The following is a 19,208-nucleotide window of genomic DNA, read 5'->3' as shown; positions in this document are numbered from 1 at the left end:
ATGAACAACCTTCGTTATCGCAGCCTGCTCATCTGGGCTTCGATCATCATCGCCCTGCTGATCATCTACCCCACCGTCGGCTGGATGGTCCTCTCGCCCGAGGCGCGCGCGGAGAAGGCCGCCGCCTTCAAGGCCGAGGACGAGGCCCGCGCACTCGAAGAGCACGGCTATTTCAATACCCTGCTGTTCAAGGTTAAGCGATGGGCACAGTGCGACCCCGACCAGGTCATCACCCTCGGCCTCGACCTCCAGGGCGGCATCCAGATGGTACTCAGCCTGGACTGGACCGAACTCCCCGCCGAGACCATCGCCGCCTACCGCGAGGACCCCGAGACCGACTCCGACGAGGAAATCGCCGCGCTCGTCCAGGAAGCGGTCTACCAGCAGCTCGTCAACCGCATCAATGAATTCGAGGCCAAAGAGCCCATCATCCAGAAGCTCGGCGATAACCAGATCCAGGTGCAGCTCCCCGGTGAAAAGGACGTCGACCGCGCCATCGCGCTCATGACCCGAGTCGCCGACCTGAACTTCAACATCGTATCCGGCCAGGACGAGACCGTGCGCGTGCTCACCCGGCTCAAGGCCGCCTACCCCGATAAGTTCGCCGCCTTCTTCGAGCGCCCCGCCCCCGGCGAGCCCGTCTGGATAAAGGCCGAACACTACGATCAGGTCCGCCAGATGGTCGACGAGGCCAACGCGAACCCCAATGTCGTCCCCGAGGACAAGCTCCTCGCCTTCAGCCGCAAGCCCAAGCCCGGAGAGCGCCAGCGCTACAGCGTCTACGTGCTCGACCGCCAGCCCATTCACACCGGTGAGGGCCTGACCTCCGCCACCACCTCCCCCGACCCCCAGAACCCCGCCCAGTGGGCCATCAACTTCGCCTTCCAGGGCGAAGGCGCCGCCAAGTTCGGCGACGCCACCGAGCGCAACGTCAACCGCGCCATGGCCATCGTGCTGGACGATCAGGTGGTGTCCGCGCCGAACATCCGCCAGCGGATCGATTTCAACGGCCAGATTACCGGCAACTTCAGCGCCGCCGAAGCCCGCGATCTCGCCATCGCCCTCAATTCCGGCTCCATGGTGGTCAAGCCCAAAGAAGACTCGACCGACATCGTCAGCGCCACCCTCGGCGCCGACTCCGTGCGCGCCGGCGTCACATCGGCCCTCTGGGGCCTCGCCCTCGTCGCCGTCTTCGTGCTCGTCTACTACATGGTCCCCGGCGGAATCGCCCTCGTCGCACTGCTGCTCAACGCGGTCTACGTGCTCGCCGCCATGGCCTACTTCGACATGACCCTCACCCTCCCCGGTATCGCCGGCCTCATCCTCACCATCGGCATGGCGGTCGACGCGAACGTACTCATCTTTGAGCGCATCCGCGAGGAAATCCGGCTTGGCCACACCGTCAAGTCCGCCGTCGAAACCGGCTTCGCAAAGGCCGCAAGCGCCATCCTCGACGCAAACATCACCACCTTCATCGCCGCCCTCGTGCTCTTCCAGTTCGGAACCGGCCCCATCGAAGGCTTCGCCATTACCCTCAGCATCGGCGTCTGCGCCAGCGTGTTCACCGCCCTCGTCGTCAGCCGCGCCCTCTTCGACTTCGTCTTGGAGCGCAAGCTCGTCAAGAGCGTCAAAATGCTCAACGCCATCCCCGAGGACACCCACCTCGGATTCATGAAGTGGCGGCGCCTCTGCGGCACGCTGAGCGCCGTCGCCGTAATCGCCGGTGTCAGCCTCTTCGGGGCAAAACTTAATAACGGAACCATGCTCGGCGTCGACTTCACCCAGGGCACCAATGTCCGCGTCAACTTCCACCAGGATGCCCACGTCGATATCGCCGGGATCCGCACCGCCCTGAATGACGCCGGTTTCGCGGGGCCGACCGTGCAGGAAGTCCTGGCCCAGGACGGAAGCCAAACGAACCTGTTCCAGATCCGCGTCGGCGATGTCGACGCGGCCGGCGCCGGTGAGGAAGGCGGATCGCCCACGGTATCCGACCGCCTGCGGGGCTCGCTCGCCCCCCTCGTGGGCAATGACGCTTCCAAAATCGAATTCGACGCCGTGAAGACCGTCGGGCCCGCCGTTGGCGCCCAGCTTCGCAGCGACGCCATCTGGGCCATCGTCTGGTCGTTACTCTTCATCTCGATCTACATCGGCTACCGCTTCCACATGAACTATGCCTCCGGGGCCATGGTCGCGATCGTGCACGACGTCTTTATCACCCTCGGCATATTCGCACTCCTCGGACGACAGATAAACCTGGCCGTGATTGCCGCCATCCTTACCGTTATCGGCTACTCCCTCAACGACACCATCGTCGTGTTCGACCGCATCCGCGAGGACTTCGCCGCACTCAAGGGCCGAGGGAAAAAACTCGCCGATATCATCGATATCGCCATCAACGCCACCCTCAGCCGCACCTTGCTCACCTCGGTCACCACGCTCTTCGTGTGCTCTATGCTCTTCATATTCGGCGGCGCCGACATCCAGGACTTCGCCCTCGCCCTCATCATCGGTATCCTCGTCGGCACCTACTCCTCCATCTTCGTCGCCAGCCCCGTTGTCCTCGTGTGGGACAACTACTTCGGGCGCGGCCCCGCAGGCGAAGCCGCCCGCACCGAAGACAGCGGACGCCGCTACATCTCCTCAAAGAAAAAGAAGCGCGCGAAGAAAGAAGACGGCGCCGAAAGCGAAAAGCAAGCCTCCGCATAACCCCATCAAGCTCCACACCACCAGAATAAAAAACATCGGCCCGGACCGGCAAAACGCCAGCCCGGGCCGTTCTCATTCACAGGAGGTTGGGCATCCTGCCCGACGCAGCGAGAGCCCCCGACACCGCCCCCAAGGGACGTACCGCCGCAAAGAAGCGACACACAACAAAGCAAACCCCGCGTCCAACCGATCCCCGGCCCAATGGCCAGCCACCACAACGCGGGGGTACGTCCCGGCCCGAGTCGCCCCAAACCAAGGGACGTACCGCCGCAAAGAAGCCTCGTACAACAAAGCAAACCCCGCGTCCAACCGGATCCCCCGATCCAATGGCCAATCGCCACAACGCGGGGGTATGTCCCGGCCCGAGTCGCCCCAAACCAAGGGACGTACCGCCGCAAAGAAGCCTCGTACAACGAAGCAAACCCCGCGTCAAACCGGATCACCCGGCCCAATGGCCAGCCACCACAACGCGGGGGTACGTCCCGGCCCGAGTCGCCCCCGAGAGCCCGCCCCACATCCCCGGAAGCCCCCCAAAAAAACCAAACAGCCTACAGATTCTCCGCCGGAGCCAGAAGTTCATCTTCCGGCGCGGCCAACTCATACTCCGGCCCGTCCGCCGGCCCCTCCAGCGACGGCCGCAGCAGGTAACCCGCCAGGAACGCCAGCGCCCCATACACCACCAGAAAAAGCGCCCAGGCAATGCCAATGGCGTGGCGGCGCAGAAAGCCCGCAAGCCGCATGTACATAAGCCGAACCGGCGCCGGGCTGATACTGACCACAACGACCGTGATATTGTCCTTGCCGCCCGCCTCGTTCGCCTTCGTCACCAGCCGCTGCGCGATCTCCGCCGCCGAAGCGTTCCGCTGGAACTCCCGGACAATCTCTTCGTCCGGAATCATGTTCACCAGGCCATCCGTGCACAACAGGAGCATGTCCCCGGGCACGATATGCCAGCGGTACGTGTCGACCGTCACTTCCTCGTGCGTCCCCACGCAACGGGTCACGATATTCTTCCGGCGATCGGATTCGGCCTCTGTCTTCGACATGAGCCCCATCTTGACCTGCTCGTCAACCCAGGAGTGGTCTTCGGTCTGCGCCAGAATCTCGCCGTCCCGGATATGGTAGCATCGGGAGTCGCCGACGTTGCCGATATAAGTCTTCTTGGGGTAGATGATCGCGGTCAGAACCGTCGTGCCCATGGGGCGGCGCGTGCGAACCAGATCCTTGTTCGTCTGGAAAATGCTCTCGTTCGCCTTTTCGATCGCCGTGCGAACCTTCGGGAGCGGGCCCTCGTTTCGCTCGTCAACGGATTCCCCGTTCTGGGGCATCCGCGCAGGCTTCTCCTTGGCGATTTCCCCAACGATCTTCACCGCCAGCTTACTGGCGATCTCGCCGCCCGTGTGGCCGCCCAATCCGTCCGCCACACAGACAAGCGCCCCTTCCTTGAAGAGGCGGAGGTCCTTGGCGCCCTCTCGAATAACGATATAGGAATCTTCGTTGTTCTTTTTCCGGCGCCCTATATCGCTTAGTGCCGCTATGTCTAGACGCATGTATTCCTCCAGCCTCGCCTATAAGCCTACCAGATCGGCATACTTCCCGGCAACCAGGTTCACGCGCGCGGCGCGTGCACCGAGCACGCCACACGGTGGCCCTCGCCCGCCTCGGTGAGCGCCTGCGGCGTCCGCGAACAGGCCGGCGTCGCGTCCGGGCAACGCGGGTGAAAGTGGCATCCGGAAGGCGGATTGATCGGGCTCGGCACGTCGCCGGGCAAGATGATACGGTTCGATTTTCGGCCCGGCGCCGCCACCGGAGCCGCGGACAGAAGCGCCCGCGTATACGGGTGCACCGGGTTGGCAAAAAGCACGTCCACCGGCGCGATCTCCACGATACGCCCCAGGTACATCACCGCCACCGCGTCGGAGATATGGCGGATCACGCTCAGGTCGTGGCCGATGAACAAATACGTCAGCCCGAGCTTACGCTGCAGGTCGCGGAGCAGGTTGAGAATCTGCGCCTGCACCGAGACGTCCAGCGCCGATACCGGCTCGTCCGCCACGATCAAATCCGGCTCCACCGCCAGCGCGCGCGCAATGCCAATGCGCTGCCGCTGGCCCCCGCTGAACTCATGCGGATACCGGTCCGCCGCCTCCGGCGGCAGCCCCACCAACTCCAGCAGTTCAAAGCAGCGCGACCGCCGCTGGCCGGCGTCACCGATCCCGTGCGCCTTCATCGCCTCCGCCAATACCGAGTAAATGGTCATCCGGGGGTTCAACGATCCGTACGGGTCCTGAAAGATGATCTGGATGCGCTTGCGCAACCCGCGCAATTCCGCCGGACCCAACGACGTCAGGTCAATTCCGTCAAACACAATCCGGCCCGCGGTCGGCTCGATAAGCCGCAGCGTGGATCGGCCCGCCGTCGTCTTTCCGCTCCCGCTCTCGCCCACCAGGCTCAACGTCGTCCCGCGGGGGATCGAAAAGCTCACGCCATCCACCGCGCGCACCGCCCCAACCGTCCGCGCGAAGATACCTTCCCGTATCGGAAAGTGCTTCACAAGATTTTCTACAACGAGCAGGTCCTGGCTCATGGCGTATCATCCGACGGTTTGTTCGCCGCAAGCACCGTCTCCTGCGGCGCTACGCGATCCAGCTCCCAGCAGGCGGCCTCGTGCCCCCCCTCGCCGACCGATTCCAGCGGTGGAACCGATTCCCGGCAGCGGTCGACCGCGTACGGGCAGCGGCTGTGGAAGCGGCAACCGGGGGGAAACGCCGTCGCCGCGGGCACATTCCCCCGGATCACGTGCAGGCGTTCCAAACGCGTGTCGTGCCGCGGCAACGAGGCAAAAAGCCCCAGCGTATACGGGTGGCGAGGCCGCGCAAAGAGCTCCCGCACCGGCGCCCGCTCCACCACCTTGCCCGCGTACATCACCACCACGTCGTGCGCGTTCTCCGCCACCACCCCCAGGTCGTGCGTGATCAGCAAGATCGACATCCCCCGTTCATCCTGCAGTTTCCGCAGCAAATCCAGGATCTGGGCCTGTATCGTCACATCCAGCGCCGTCGTGGGCTCATCCGCAATCAGCACCGCCGGATCCGCCGCAAGCGCCATCGCGATCATCGCCCGCTGGAGCATGCCCCCGGACATCTCGTGCGGGTAATTGTCCACACGCCGCTCCGGAACCGGGATCCCCACCAGGCCCAGCAGGCGGATGGCCTCCTCGCGCGCGGCCTTCTTGTCGAGCCCCAGGTGAAGCTGGATCGACGCGCTGATCTGCGCGCCCACACGGAACACCGGATTCATCGACGTCATCGGCTCCTGGAAGATCATCGAGATATCGTTGCCCCGGATCGCCCGCAATTCCCGCTGCGGCAATTGAAGCAGATCGCGCCCCCCGAAAAGGATCTCCCCGCCCGCGCGCACCCCCGGCGGCTCCGGGACCAGCCCCATGATCGAAAGCGCCGTCACGCTCTTCCCGCAACCGCTCTCGCCCACCACCGCCAGCGTCCGCCCCGGGTGCAGCGCAAACGAAACATCATCCACCGACTTCGCCAGACCCTGGTCGGTCTTGAAGTAAGTCCTGAGGTTCTTCACCTGAAGTATGGGGGCGGCTGGTTCGGTCATGAGAAGATGGGTTCCCGGCGGCTCAATGGTGATTCACTCGGGATGGCGAGACCCGTTCCAGGGACGGCAGGAACACGAATTCGTCGACGTTGCCTCGCAGGTCTCTGCGGTCCCTGTTGTCCCTTATGTCCCTTATGTCCCTTATGTCCCTTAGGTCCCTGTTGTCCTTGTACACGTATGCGGGCGTCTTTGGGCCTTCCGCAACGCCTGGCCGAGTCTGGCATCCTACCGCGCCTCCCGCGTTCTGAAAGTTTTTCTCTGCTCATTGCCTCAACCGCGGATCCATCGCGTCCCGGAGACCCTCGCCCGCCAGGTTAAACGCCGTTACCGTGACGAAGATCGCCAAGCCGGGAAAAAAAACCAGCCAGTACGCGAAGTCGACATAGTCCTTCGATTGCTTCAATATCTCGCCCCAGCTCGCCGTGGGCGGCGGAACGCCAAAGCCCAGAAAGCTCAAAGAAGACTCTATCAGGATTGCCCCCGCCACACCGAAGGTCGCCGTCACCAGCACCGGAGCCAGCGCGTTCGGAAGCATGTGCCGGAACATCACCCGAGAATCGCGCAGGCCCGTCGCCCGCGCCGCCGTCGTGAAGTCCGCCGACCGCAGCTTCAGAAACTCGCCCCGCACCAGACGCGCCACATCGGGCCAGCGCGTCAGCCCAATCGCAATCATAATGTTGTAAATGCTCGGATTGAGAAAGGCGATCAACGTCAAAATCAGGATCAGCGTCGGGAAACACAGCACAATCTCGATCAGCCGCAGCACCACCGCGTCGACCCGCCCCCCGTAATAGCCCGCCAGGCTGCCCGCTATAACCCCAATTAGCACCGCAATGCCCATCGCCACGAAGCCAACGGTCATCGATATCCGCGTGCCCCAGATGATCCGGCTCAGCACATCCCGACCCCGATCATCCGTCCCCAGCCAGTTGCTCGCCGACGGGGGCTGCAGGCGGTTGCGCAAATTGGACCGCTCCGGCGCATAGGGGATCGGCGGGCGGATCGCGCGTTCGCCGGCCGACGGCGCCCACCGATCGAAATTCACCGATACCAGGTCCTTGTACGTGATCACATTGGGAAACAGGTACGTCTTTCCGTCCTTCACCAGGTAGATCGGCCTTTCCCCCGCCAGGAACGGCGCAAGCAGCCCGATGGCCCCGAGCAAAAGCAGAATGGCCACCGATCCCACCGCAAGCCGCCGCCTGCGGAACTGCCGCCACACAAGCCGCCAGTAGCCCTGGTTCTGGTGCATGGCGTCAGACATCGTGATCGTTCCACCGGTTTTCGCGCGCAAGACGCATCGAATAACGTTCCTAGCTGAATTTGATGCGCGGATCCACCAGCGCATACAGGATATCGGAAAGAATCAGGCCCAGCAGCGTCAGCAGCGCCGTGATCGAGAGGATCCCCATCACCAGCGGGTAGTCGCGCGAGAGGATCGCCTCAAAAGCCAGCTTGCCCATGCCGGGAATCGAGAAGATACTCTCGATAATCACGCTCCCCCCGATCAGCGTGGGTATAAGCGCGCCCAGAATCGTGATAATCGGGATCAGCGAATTCCGCAGCGCGTACTTGTAAATCACCGTGCGTTCGCTGAACCCGTAGGCCCGCGCCGTCCGCACGTAGTCCTGGCGGACCGTCTCGATAAGGCCCGCCCGCGCATACCGAGAAAGGCTCGCCAGCCCGTTGTAGCTCAGGCAGACCACCGGCAGCACCAGGTGCCACCCGCGATCCAGAAGCCACGGCCACCACGCCAGGGTCCGGGCGTCGTACGAGTTCATCCCCGCCGCCGGAAACCAGTTCCAGTGCGCGCCCCCGCAAAAATAGTACATCAGCAGCATCGCCACCCAGAAACTCGGCAGGCTGTACAGAACAAAAAGGATCAGCGTGATCAGCGTGTCGCCCGGCGAGTGCTGGTGCGTCGCCGAATACACGCCAATCGGTATGGCGATCAGGTAAATCAGCAGGATCGAAATCAGGTTCAGCTGGATCGTGATCGGGAGCGTTTCGCCGATCTTTTCCAGCACGGGCCGGTGATCCTTGTAGGAATTACCAAAATCGAGCGTCGCCAGTTTGCCCAGCCACAGCACATACCGCACCGGCAGCGGTTTGTCCAGGCCGTACAGCTTCTTCGTCTGCTCGATGGCCTCCTGCGTGATAGCGCTGCCCCCCGCGCTCCCCGGCTTGTGCACCTTCAGAAAGATCGGGCTGCCTGGAGCCATCTGCACGATTAGAAACGTGATGATGCTGATCCCGAGAAACGTCGGGATAACCAGCAGCAACCGGCGGATCAGATAGGTGCGCACAATCTCGACTCCCGTTCCCGCCCGCCGATCATCGGTAGCGCTGCTGGTCCAGCGGTACCCACCACTCCCGCATGTCAAAGCCCAGCGTATACGGCTTCACATTCTGGAAGCGGTTGGATACCACCACCTTGCGCTTCGAATTGTACAGGAACGTGTACGGCTGCTCCTCGTGAAGGATCGCGTGGAATTCCCGGTAAAGCGCCGCGCGCCTGTCCGCGTCGAATTCGAGACGCGCCGCTTCTATCAGCCGATCCGCCTCCTCGTTCACAAAGCCAACGTAGTTCGACCCATTCTCCGCCTGGCTCGAATGCCAGATCTGGTACGGGTCCGACTCGATCGGGCTCACCCACGCCATGCTGCACGCGTCGAACGTGCGCTTGGTCACGCTCTCGAGGAAAGTCGCCCATTCCAGCGGCCGCAGCGTCACGTCAATGCCCGCGCGGTCAAGCTCTTCCTTGTACACCGTCGCAAGCTGCTCGTACTCCGGCGAGCCCGTCGGGAAAATCCACTGGAAACTGAAGGGCGTCCCGTCCTTGTCCCGGATCCCGTCGCGGTCGCTGTCCGTCCAGCCTGCTTCCTCCAGGAGCGCCGCGGCCTGCTCGGGATCGAAGGGCCAAGGCGCAATGCTCTGGTCATAAGCCGGGCTGTCCGGGAACATCGATCCGCTAACCGTACGCACCAGCCCGTGGTAAATCGTCTCGCCGATGGTGTCCCGGTCGAGCAGCATCGTCATCGCCTTGCGCACACGATTGTCGCTGAAAAACGGGCGCTTCGCGTTCCACCCGATCCAGCCGAAGGTCCCCGCGTAACCGTCCACCGGCGAATACATGGTAATCCGCTGGTAGTTGTCCGCAATTTCGGGGCGCGGCGCATGCCGGACCCACTGCTCCGCGCTCATCCGCATTTCATCGAGTTCGCCCCGGCGAAGCAACTGGAGCGCCGCATTGTCGTCTGTGATGAATTTATAGTGGATCTCGTTCACCCACGGCTTCTTCTCGCCCCAATAATCCGCCCGCTTCGCGATTACCACCTGTTGCCCTGTATCCCACTGCTTGAGCGCGTACGGCCCGCTCCCCACCGGGGCCCGCGAAAAGTCGCGATTGAAATCGCCCTGGCTGTAAATGTGCTTCGGCACGACCTCAATCGATCCCAGCACGCTCAGGTGCAGGAAGTACGGCTGCCTGGCCTGGAACTGGATCGTGTAGTCGTCCAGCACCGTCGCCGACTCGAAATCGACCAGGTAGCTCCGCCGGTCCGCGCAGTCGTGCGCCGGGTTCTGAATCGCCTCGTACGTGAACAGCACGTCGTGCGCCGTCAGCGGCGCCCCATCCGAAAAACGGGCGTTCTGGCGCAGGTAGAACGTATACCTCAGGTGATCGTCCGACACCTCGTAGCGCTCCGCGAGCAGCGGCTTGAATTCCTGCGTTTCGTTGTCTCGCTCGAGCAGGGTCTCGAAAATGTTGCCCCCGTTGCCGCCCACCACCCGTTGCGTATATGCGTCCGCCACCTCCAGGAGCGGGTTCAAGGTCGGCGGCTCCGCGTTGAGTCGAACCACGATCCAGTCGCCCTCCACCGGAGGGCCCTCCGCCACCGGCGGCGCCCCAAGCTGCTCATCCGGCGCGTCCAGCGCGCTGGGACCCGCCGCGGAGCCACCATCATCAACGCCGCCGCCGGACCCCGAACTGGTCGCGCCAACATTGGCCTCCTCCGGTGCGGAACCACCGCTTCCGCCGCATCCAGCTAGAAACGCGGGGGCGATGAGGGCAGTCAAGACAATAGCCGACAACGACTTATAAAATTGCATGAGCGGGCTCCGTCAGGCCGTGTTTGCTTAACGTAATTCTACGGGGACGCAAAGTGGTGTCATGGTAACACAAGCCCCAAAGCCCACAAAACCCGGGGACGGGCAACCGCGACAGACCCACCCCAGCCGCGAAAGCGCCCAAATCACCCACAAATCGCGGGTACCTGCTCTGAAAGAAACGCCTCGGCATTACCACAACTGCCTCATAAAAACCAGATTAGAGCATCTCTACCAAGGAAGCGGCAAAGGCTGGGAGCGCAGGTCGAAGACGCGCCGTGGTGGGCGTCCCCGCCTGCCAGGCGGCGAAGCCGCCGTCCATCTTCATAAACGGGTGAAGCAGCACCCCGTGATCGCCCGCCCCGAAAACTTCAATGTGGGCCACGGGTGCCACCCTCAAGCTCTGCGGCTCCGCCGCAAAGGCTTGTGGGTGTGAGACTCCAGTAGCGCGTCAACAGTCGGGGCAGTATTCCACCCCTGCCGGGTGAAGCAACGCCCCGAGAGCGCCCGCTTTGAAATCTCAAAGGGAGCCACGGGTGCCACCCTCAAGCTCTGCGGCTCCGCCGCAAAGGCTTGTGGGTGTGAGACTCCAGTAGCGCGTCAACAGTCGGGGCAGTATTCCACCCCCGCCGGGTGACACAACACCCCGTGATGGCCTGTGCCCGCACGTCCAGCGTGCAAACCAGCCCCCCGATCCGCTATCGTTTCACCCGGGGAAGCGCGGCGCCGTTCGCGCGGGCGAAAGTCGAGGGAGTCTACGATTATGCAGATCGGAATCGCCGGTATTCCGAACGACACAGACGACATCGCGGCCGCCTGCACACGGCTGGGCCTCTCGCCGCTATACCTCGCCGCAATAGGCGATCCCCATCCCAATGCCGCGCCCGCACCGATCATTCGCGTGCCATGCTGGGAAGCCGGTGTATGCAGCGACAAGCTCCGCGGCGTCCGCCTGGCCGGCGTCTGGGCCGCCAATCCCGCCCTGCGCGGCGTCGTAAACAGCATCGCGGCGCACTTCGGCCTCCCGCACATGCCCTGCCCAGAGACTGCTGGACCACCCGCATTGCTCGTCCCCGGCGCGACCCATCTCAGCCTCCCGGATCTCGAACGCATTTCCGATTCCGATCGCCGAAACCTCGCGTTTCCCGTCTGGGTGCGCGCCGGTTGTGGCGACGGCGACGCCTCCTGCATGCGCGTCGATCATCCGAGCGACCTTTCACTCGCCGCCATCAAACTGCGCGGGCGCGGCGCCGGCGGACCGGTGCGCCTGCAACCCGCCGTGGAGGGGGCCGTCTACCGCCTGCCCGCATTCAAGGCCGGTCGCGATCTCGTTCCCTTCGACCTGGTCGCGCAGGAGACCACCACCTCGATGTACCGCGTGCCCCTGGGCTACGCCATGCCCGTGCCGCGCCGGGGCGCGCTCATGGAAGCCGCCATGGCCGCCGCGTCAAATCTCAACCGGACGATGCCCCCGGGGTGGGCCTACGTGGAATTGGAATTCGTCGATTCGGGGAGCGGCCTCACCCTCGTGGACGTCCAATGCCCCGCAACCCTCGACCCGCTCCTGCGCGCGGTCGTCCGGCGATCGCAGGGCGTGGATCTGCTCGATGCCCAGCTCGCCTGCGCCGCCGGCAGGGCGCCGCGCACCACGCCGCGCTGCGAGATCGGGGTCGCCGCCGCCTGGCTCATAACGCGCAGCGGCGTGGTTACCGGCTTTCAAGGCGTGGAGGAAGCGCGCGCCATGCCCGGCATCGAGACCGTGCGCCTGACCGCCCGCGAAGGCGACCGGCTGACCCATGTCGTCGATCTGGTCACCCGGGAACGCGGCGGATTCGTGATGGCCACCGGTTCAACCGCCGCCGCCGCCGCCGCCCGCCTCGCCGAAGCCCGGGAAAAGGTCTGGATAAACACCTCCCCGGCCGTCCCCTGATCAGCCTGCAGCCCAACACCTCTCGCGGCATAGCAGCAACCACAAGAGTTGAACCACGAATGGACGCGAAATAACGCGAATAAGGCTTCGGAATATGATCGATTGCAACACTTTAGCGGTCTGAAGTGCGGAACAGTATGTTTTTACTAATGGATCCGGTGTGTATGGAGCGCCGGCGGCTCGCCGGCATCGCACCGAAGGTGCGAGAACACGTTGCCGGAGTCCTCCGACGACACGCGGCTTCTCATGCAACGGTAGCATGTTCAAAACGCTTTCTTGCGCCGACGGCGCAATCTGTCGGCGCTCCACAGTTGCACGCAGCCTCTATTAAGCAAGTCGCTCTGGTTTGGCCACTGTACTTCGCTCGGCTAAAGTGTTACGATCGATTTAAGTTTGCCAAGTTCCCGTATTGGTGTAGTGCTATCGCCCTAATCCTTTTGCCCGGGATAGCCCGTCTATATACAGTCATTCCCGGGGTGAATCGGATCTATGCTTGGCAACATTAATCTGGTCAGAGACCTTAGCCCAGGAAACCGCCGTCGTACAGCCGCGAAGCGGCGGCATACCGTAGCCCAGGCGCGAGCGAAGCGAGCCCTCGGTCAGCGGCCCCCAACAATAGAGCCCCAGCGGGGCGGCATAAGTGGAACGTGCAGCCGTCCTCAACAAATCGAGCGGCAAGAATACGCAATAATCCAAGAAGAACTCGCCCGCCAACTGTCAACCGTCAACCGCCAACCGCCAACCGCCATCCGCCAACTGTCAACTGTCAACTGTCAACTGTCAACTGTCAACTGTCAACTGTCAACTGCCAACCGCCAACTGTCAACTGTCAACTGTCAACTGCCCCGGCCCCCCTCCCGGTGTGCCACGGACAAGCGGCCCTGTCCGCCGCAGGCGGATTGACCGTGCCCATTAGCCTCCAGCCTAAAGCCTAAAGCCTAAAGCCTAAAGCCTCCAGCCTAACTCCTACTCCCCCTGAATCTTCTTAACACGATCCGTCACATCGCTCAGGAAATTGCTCAGGTAGCCCTGCACCAGCGAGAGGGGATCCAGGTCCCGATCCTCCACCAGCGGCGTGAGATCCATCGCGAACGTAATGCCCGTGGTCTCGTCCACCCCGTGCGACTGGTGGTAGGTCGCGTGGGCGCGGCGCCGGCCCATCGTCGCCAGGTCATAACGCTTGCCACCGGCGATCTGCGAATCGAAGATACCCACCAGCGCCATCTGCAGGTTCTCGCGTTGCGACGCGTCCATCGCCACCTTGTCGCTGTCCACCATCCAGTCCAGATCGCGCCACACCTCGCACCCATACACCTTCTTCGGAAGCGCCTCCTCCGATACCCGGCGCAGCGCGGCGATCGTTCGCAGCGTCACCCCGATGTGCGTGTCGTGCTTGTCCGCCAGGTTGTGCGTGTAGATCACCTCCGGGCGCGTCGCCTCGATGATCGCCGCCAGATCGCTCACCGGGCCCGCGTCCGACGCGTCCTTCACGCGGCCGCTCGGGAAATCCAGCAGAAACTGCGCCGCAAATTCGCCCACAAACGCCGCCTTCTTCTGCTCCTTGTTCCGCACCTGGATCATGTCCGCGTCGGAATAGTTGCCGTAAATCCCGCTCCGGGGCGTGCCCCCGCCATTCGTCACCACCACCCCCGTAAACCACTTGTCCGGCTGCTGGTAGCACTGCACAATGCCGTCGTAGGCCATGATTTCCAGGTCATCCTGGTGCGCGCCGATCGCCAGGTGCGTGGTGCGGGCCAGGGCCTCCGTCTCGTCGACGCCGTCGGGAATATAAAGTTGGGCGGTGTCCAGGGTCAGGTTCATGGGGGGGCATTTAACCTTTCAGTTCGGCCGCGGACTACATCCGCAATCGGTTGCTATTGGCGAGGCGCGCCGGCCTCGCCCGATTCTAGAGACTCCAGCGAAAGCAGGGTCCGCGGAGACTTGGGATTCCATTGCCCTGCCGTCCATGATGTCGCTGCTGTCCCTGTGACGGCGGGAATTGCCAATGCTATCGTGAGCGCCTTACTTCAGCGCCGGCAGGCTCGCCGCCGCGATGGACTGGCCCACGCGCCGGCTCTTTTCATCGGGCAGTTGAATGTTGATATGCAGAAGCTCCGGAAACTCCACCGCAAGCACGTGCCGGGCGCCATCGAGGATAAGCGATCCGCCCCGTCCCGAGGTGCAACGGCCCAGAATCAGGACGTGCTTCAGGTCGTAGAAATCGGCGTAATGCGCGATCGTGTAGCCCAGGTAGATCCCGATCGACTCCCAGATCTGCACTGCGGCGCGATCGCCCGCTTCCAGCCGCTCCTGCACCGCCTTCAGCTTCTCCGCATCCGTCACCTCTTCCGGAAGCTCAATACCGGCCACCGGAGCCAGACGGAACACGCACTGCTGCGAAAAATAGAGCGCGCCCACGCCAATATCCCCGGACCACTCGTCCGCCGGAGCCGTGGCGCTGTAGTCCACCGGCGCGAACGCCAGTTCGTTCAGCCAGCTCGTGATGTTGCCGTCCATCGTCACATAGCCGCCCGCCTCGCTGGATCCCATCGCGATGCCCAGCACCCCGTTGTCCTCCAGCGACATCGAGCCGGCCAGCGCCGTCACCTCGCCATCGTTCACGATGTCCAGCGGCACGCCAAGCTCGTCGCCAATGCGGGTAAACATGTCCCGCACCTCGCCGAAGCGCTCCTGCGGGATCCCGCGGAACAGCGAGGCGATCATCGCGCGGTTGTCGATATACACCCCCGCCGAGCTGCCGCCAATCGCGTCCACGCGCGGCATTTTGCTCGCCGCCGTCTTCAGCGCCGCCATAATCTCGTTATAATGATACGCGGGATCCGTCTGTTTCCGAGGCTCCCACACCACCTCCTCCGAATAAATGGCCTCGCCATCCACCACCGCCGAAACCTTCCGGTCCGACGCCCCCAGATCAAAGCCGATCCGGCAGCCGTCCAGGTGCCGCCCCAGCGGCTGGGTCGATTCACGCTCCGCCGGCACGTCCTCGGGCGCGCAGGGGACAATCTCGAAATTGCGCTCGTAAACGCTGTGCCCCATGAATTTGTAGTCAAACTCCCGGGACCCGCCCGGCGTGTAGCAGTCCTGCAGATACGCCGCGATATACGTCGGGCCGCCCACATAGACCTTCCACGCCCCCTTTTGCCACAGTAGGAACTTCAGGATCCGCTCCACATAAAAACGGCTCGCCTCCGACTGCGGATGCTCGATCGGGAACACCTCCAGTTCATGCCGGGCAAGCGCGCCGTTCGCGCGCTCCAGGCCGAGCACCAGCCGCTCGCCCATACCCGATTCCTTCACTGCCTGGCGGTACGTCCGGTTTGCCGGGGCGGCCGGGCGGAAACCGGGATCCAGCGGCGGCACAATCTTGGGGGGAGTCAACATCCATGCGGTCTTCATAGGCGCCTCTACTTCCATTCGCGGGCAAAACGCCCGATTGCGCGCATACTATAGCACACGCCGGGGCGCCGTTTTAAGGTTGGCCCCGCCGCGCGTGCTAGAATACGCCCATGAACCACAAAACACCCCGCGAGATCCCCGCATGAAGGGGAGAACCTTCGAAACCTTCGAAGTCACCGCCGGTAACCGCGAGGCCTTCGACTACTGTCGGCGCATCGCCCTCATGGAGGATATGGGCCCCTCGCTCGCGCTCCTGCTCGGGCCGGAAAGCGCCGGAAAAAGCCACCTCCTCTGGTCCATCGCGAAGCAGGTCCGCCTCAGCGCCATTCCCGCCGGACTCGCGCTCATCACGCCTCAGGAATTCCCTGAAAAAGTGCGCGCCCTCGCCGATGACCCACGCCCGCTCCTTGGCCGCCGCGCCGTGTTACTCGTCGACAATCTCGAGGGCTTCGAAAAGGAGGCCGCGCGCCTCGAGGCCCTCGTCGAGACCTTCCTCAAATACCAGCACCCCGTGCTCATCGCCAGCAACGTGCACCCAAACCGCCTGCGCGAACTCAGCGGGCCGCTCCGCGCGCGATTCGCCCGCTCCCGATGCATCGTCCTCGAACCGCGCGCCCCCGCCGGCGAGGATCCCATCGCCGTTTTCGAGCGGATTCAAGGCCTCGAGCAGACTATCTTCGGGCTTGAACAGGAACGCGACGCTATCAGCGAGAAGCTCGCCGTGGCCCTCGCCTCCGCCGAAGACCTCGCCCGGGAAACCGTCGCCATGGAGGGGCGCGTACGCCAGCTCCAGGAAGAGGCCGACTTCGCCATGGCGCAGCAGGCCCGCGCACAGATCGCCCTCAGCGAGGCCCGGTTCGAGCAGGAGGAGAACGCCGGACTGCGCGGCCGCCTCGCCACCGCCGAAAAGGCCCGCGAACAGGCCGACGCCCGCGCCGCCGAAGCCCTCGAACGCCTGGAAAGCCTCCGCGCGGCGCAGGCCGATCGCGACGAGGCCCTGCGCGCCGGAACCGCCGCCCTCGCCGAAAGCCTCGACAGCCCCGAAACCGCCGGCGCACTCCGCGACGCCGCCGCCGAATCGGCCCGCGACAGCGAAAACGCCCGCGCCGCGCTCGCCGCCACCCGCGACCGCATGAAGCGCATCGAGTTCGAGCTCGAAAAAACCCGCAAGATGCTCGCCATCCAGACCGCCGAGATGGACGCCCTCCGCTACGCCGCCGCCAGCCAGGTCGCCACCGCAAACGTACAGGCCGGCGAGGTCGAACACCTCCTCGGCGCCCTCGACGCCGCACTGGGCCAGGCCGAAGCCGCCGCCGCCGACCTCGGCGACGAACACGCCCCATCGCGGACCCTCCGCGCCGCCATCGGCCACATGCGCGCCCAGATGAACGCCCTGCAACAACTCCGTGACGGGCGCGCCAGCGAAAGCGAAGACCGCAACCAACCCTCCCTCTTCGACACCGAGTACTTCGAAGCGCTTCCCGACGACTTCGACGCCCTACGCCACACCCCTCAATTCCAGCTCGGCGACGCAGACAACCCTGCCGGTGATGGCGCCAGGGACACAGACACTACTCCCGGTGACAACGCCAGCGACACCGCCAGCGACACCGCCACTCCTGTCTGTGATGACGCTGGAGACACCGACATTCCTGTCTGTGACGACGCCCGGGACACAGCCACCCTGGTCGGCCCCATCGAAGACAGCGATCCGCGCCACGACCCGGCGACCGCGCCCGAAGAAGGGGGACCCACGTGACCAGCCCCACCAGTTTCAACGACCAAATCCTCGAGCTGTTCCAGACAATCCATCCCCTCGATCGCGTCCCCCGCGCCGGCTACCTCCTGCGCGGCGTCGCCGACCCCGAGTCCGTCGCCGCCCACAGCCACTTCGTCGCGCTCCTCGCGCTCCTCTTCGTCGAGCAATTCCCCGGAGAATACAACCGCGACCGCCTCCTCGCCATGGCCCTCGTGCACGACCTCGCCGAAGCCCGCCTCATGGACATCCCCATGCCCTACGCCGACGCCTACCTCAAGGAAGCCAAACAAAAGGCCGAGCAGGCCATCACCGACCACTTGCTCGACGGGCTCCCCGGCGATCTCGCCGCCCTCCACGCCGAATTCGACACCGCCGAAACCCCCGAAGCCCGCCTCCTCCGCGGCCTCGACAAGGCCCAGATGATGATCAAGGTCTGGTGCTACGAACGAGAACGCCGCGGATGCCTCGACGAATTCTGGAACAACCCCAAAAACTTCGCCGACTACGGCATCCCAGCCGTCTCCAGCCTCTTCGACACCATCTGCCAGCGCGCCGGCAAACAACGGCCCAGATAACAAGCCACCCACCAGCACCCCGCGCCCACGCCACCCCTGCTGTCCACTCAATCCACTCAGTCCACTCCCCCACCCCTACTGCCCCTTCTGCCCCTGCCGTCCCTGCCGTCCCTGCCGTCCCTGCTGTCCCTGCTGTCCCTGCTGTCCCTGCTGTCCCTGCTGTCAACTGTCAACTGTCAACTGTCAACTGCCCTCCAGCCTAAAGCCTCAAAAACTGCAACGCCCCATCCCAATTAATAGGTGATTGACGGGGAACTTCGATCGCGTTTGCCACCTCGTCCCCTTTCAACGTTCAGACGCGGGCTCTGTACTGGCGGATTACCACTGGGCTATCATAAGCTGTTCACACCACGATACCGCGGAGCACCCGCGCGTCGATTGTCGGCCAAAGGTTAAACACCAATCTTGCACCACCGATTGGCGCCGGACAACCTTCTAAAACCACAACTGCAATGTAGGATAGCCGTCCCGGCTGTCCACGGATTGCAACGCAATCCGGCCCAGCCGCGAAAGCGCCCCAAACCACCCCAGAATCGCGGGTGCCCCAGGGGGACTGGCTCCCGCGACAAAAACCACCCCAGCCGCGTAGGCGCCCCAAACCACCCCAAAATCGCGGGTGCCTGTACCCGCAGAAAAACGCCCCCCGTCCCACGCGCACCCGCCCCAGGGACTGCGGCGCCCCATCACCCCGGGTACAAGTAGCCCCCACGCGACCCCAAGCGAGCCCAACCAACCCACAACACCCCCAACCGGCGCGGCTGTCCCGTCGCCCCCAAGGGGACTGGAGCCCGCGACAAGAATCACCCACGCCGCGAAAGCGCCCAAAACCACCCCCAACTCGCGGGGGACTGTACCCGCCCCTGAGATTTCAACTGGAGCCACGGGCGCCACGTTCAAGCTCCGCGGCTCCGCCGCGAAGGCTTGAGCGTGCGAGACTCCAGTAGAGCGCCAGCCACCCTTTACCTCCAACACCACCCCACACCAGCGGCTCCCCCAAACGCAACACCCCCAACCCGCCCCAAATTCGCGGCTGCCTTTACCCACCCAAAAGTACGATAGCCGTCCCACCTGCCCGGATTGCACCCCCAGC

General features: G+C 64.0%; 12 protein-coding genes. 4 read left to right on the top strand and 8 right to left on the bottom strand.

Annotated elements, in window-relative coordinates; all coding sequences use genetic code 11:
* Entirely contained in the window at positions 1–2,709 is a 2,709-nt protein-coding gene (gene secD / locus KF886_02465) for a protein translocase subunit SecD (GenBank protein ID MBX3176201.1), read from the top strand.
* Between the two features lie 548 nt (positions 2,710–3,257).
* On the opposite strand, the gene KF886_02460 is transcribed toward secD, so the two are convergent.
* The 6 genes from KF886_02460 to KF886_02435 all read right to left on the bottom strand — a co-directional run bounded on the left by KF886_02460 (position 3,258) and on the right by KF886_02435 (position 10,440).
* The gene (locus tag KF886_02460) at positions 3,258–4,259 is read right to left on the bottom strand and encodes a Stp1/IreP family PP2C-type Ser/Thr phosphatase (GenBank protein ID MBX3176200.1); all 1,002 of its coding nucleotides are present in this window, start codon (positions 4,257–4,259) and stop codon (positions 3,258–3,260) included.
* A 59-nt stretch (positions 4,260–4,318) separates the two neighbouring features.
* A complete protein-coding gene (locus tag KF886_02455; GenBank protein ID MBX3176199.1) occupies positions 4,319–5,296 on the bottom strand; it encodes an ATP-binding cassette domain-containing protein in 978 nt (325 codons plus the stop codon).
* Positions 5,293–6,330: an ABC transporter ATP-binding protein gene (locus KF886_02450; GenBank protein MBX3176198.1), complete on the bottom strand. Its 1,038-nt coding sequence runs from the start codon at positions 6,328–6,330 to the stop codon at positions 5,293–5,295. The genes KF886_02455 and KF886_02450 overlap by 4 nt, the downstream gene beginning before the upstream one ends.
* A gap of 262 nt (positions 6,331–6,592) precedes the next feature.
* A complete protein-coding gene (locus KF886_02445; GenBank protein ID MBX3176197.1) occupies positions 6,593–7,582 on the bottom strand; it encodes an ABC transporter permease in 990 nt (329 codons plus the stop codon).
* A gap of 61 nt (positions 7,583–7,643) precedes the next feature.
* The gene (locus tag KF886_02440; protein MBX3176196.1) at positions 7,644–8,636 is read right to left on the bottom strand and encodes an ABC transporter permease; all 993 of its coding nucleotides are present in this window, start codon (positions 8,634–8,636) and stop codon (positions 7,644–7,646) included.
* A gap of 28 nt (positions 8,637–8,664) precedes the next feature.
* A complete protein-coding gene (locus tag KF886_02435) occupies positions 8,665–10,440 on the bottom strand; it encodes a peptide-binding protein (protein ID MBX3176195.1) in 1,776 nt (591 codons plus the stop codon).
* Positions 10,441–11,200: 760 nt separating this feature from the next.
* Here KF886_02435 and KF886_02430 point away from each other — a divergent pair.
* Positions 11,201–12,367: a hypothetical protein gene (locus KF886_02430; GenBank protein MBX3176194.1), complete on the top strand. Its 1,167-nt coding sequence runs from the start codon at positions 11,201–11,203 to the stop codon at positions 12,365–12,367.
* A 966-nt stretch (positions 12,368–13,333) separates the two neighbouring features.
* Here the strand turns inward: KF886_02430 and KF886_02425 are convergent.
* Positions 13,334–14,188 carry a PIG-L family deacetylase gene (locus KF886_02425; GenBank protein MBX3176193.1) on the bottom strand — a complete coding sequence of 285 codons (855 nt, stop codon included), beginning with the start codon at positions 14,186–14,188 and terminating at the stop codon, positions 13,334–13,336.
* A 201-nt stretch (positions 14,189–14,389) separates the two neighbouring features.
* Positions 14,390–15,784 (bottom strand): ROK family protein, encoded by a 1,395-nt coding sequence (locus KF886_02420; protein ID MBX3176192.1) that lies wholly within the window; start codon positions 15,782–15,784, stop codon positions 14,390–14,392.
* A gap of 142 nt (positions 15,785–15,926) precedes the next feature.
* Between KF886_02420 and KF886_02415 the strand changes: the two genes are divergently transcribed.
* Together KF886_02415 and KF886_02410 are read left to right on the top strand one after the other, a co-directional pair.
* Entirely contained in the window at positions 15,927–17,543 is a 1,617-nt protein-coding gene (locus KF886_02415) for a hypothetical protein (GenBank protein ID MBX3176191.1), read from the top strand.
* Positions 17,540–18,118 carry an HD domain-containing protein gene (locus KF886_02410; GenBank protein MBX3176190.1) on the top strand — a complete coding sequence of 193 codons (579 nt, stop codon included), beginning with the start codon at positions 17,540–17,542 and terminating at the stop codon, positions 18,116–18,118. Before KF886_02415 ends, KF886_02410 begins: the two co-directional genes overlap by 4 nt.
* The last annotated feature ends 1,090 nt before the right edge of the window (positions 18,119–19,208 follow it).

This window comes from Candidatus Hydrogenedentota bacterium (assembly GCA_019637335.1).
GTDB lineage: Bacteria > Hydrogenedentota > Hydrogenedentia > Hydrogenedentales > JAEUWI01 > JAEUWI01.
The sequence above is the reverse complement of the archived record's forward strand: the minus strand, read 5'-3'. Positions and strand labels throughout refer to the sequence as shown.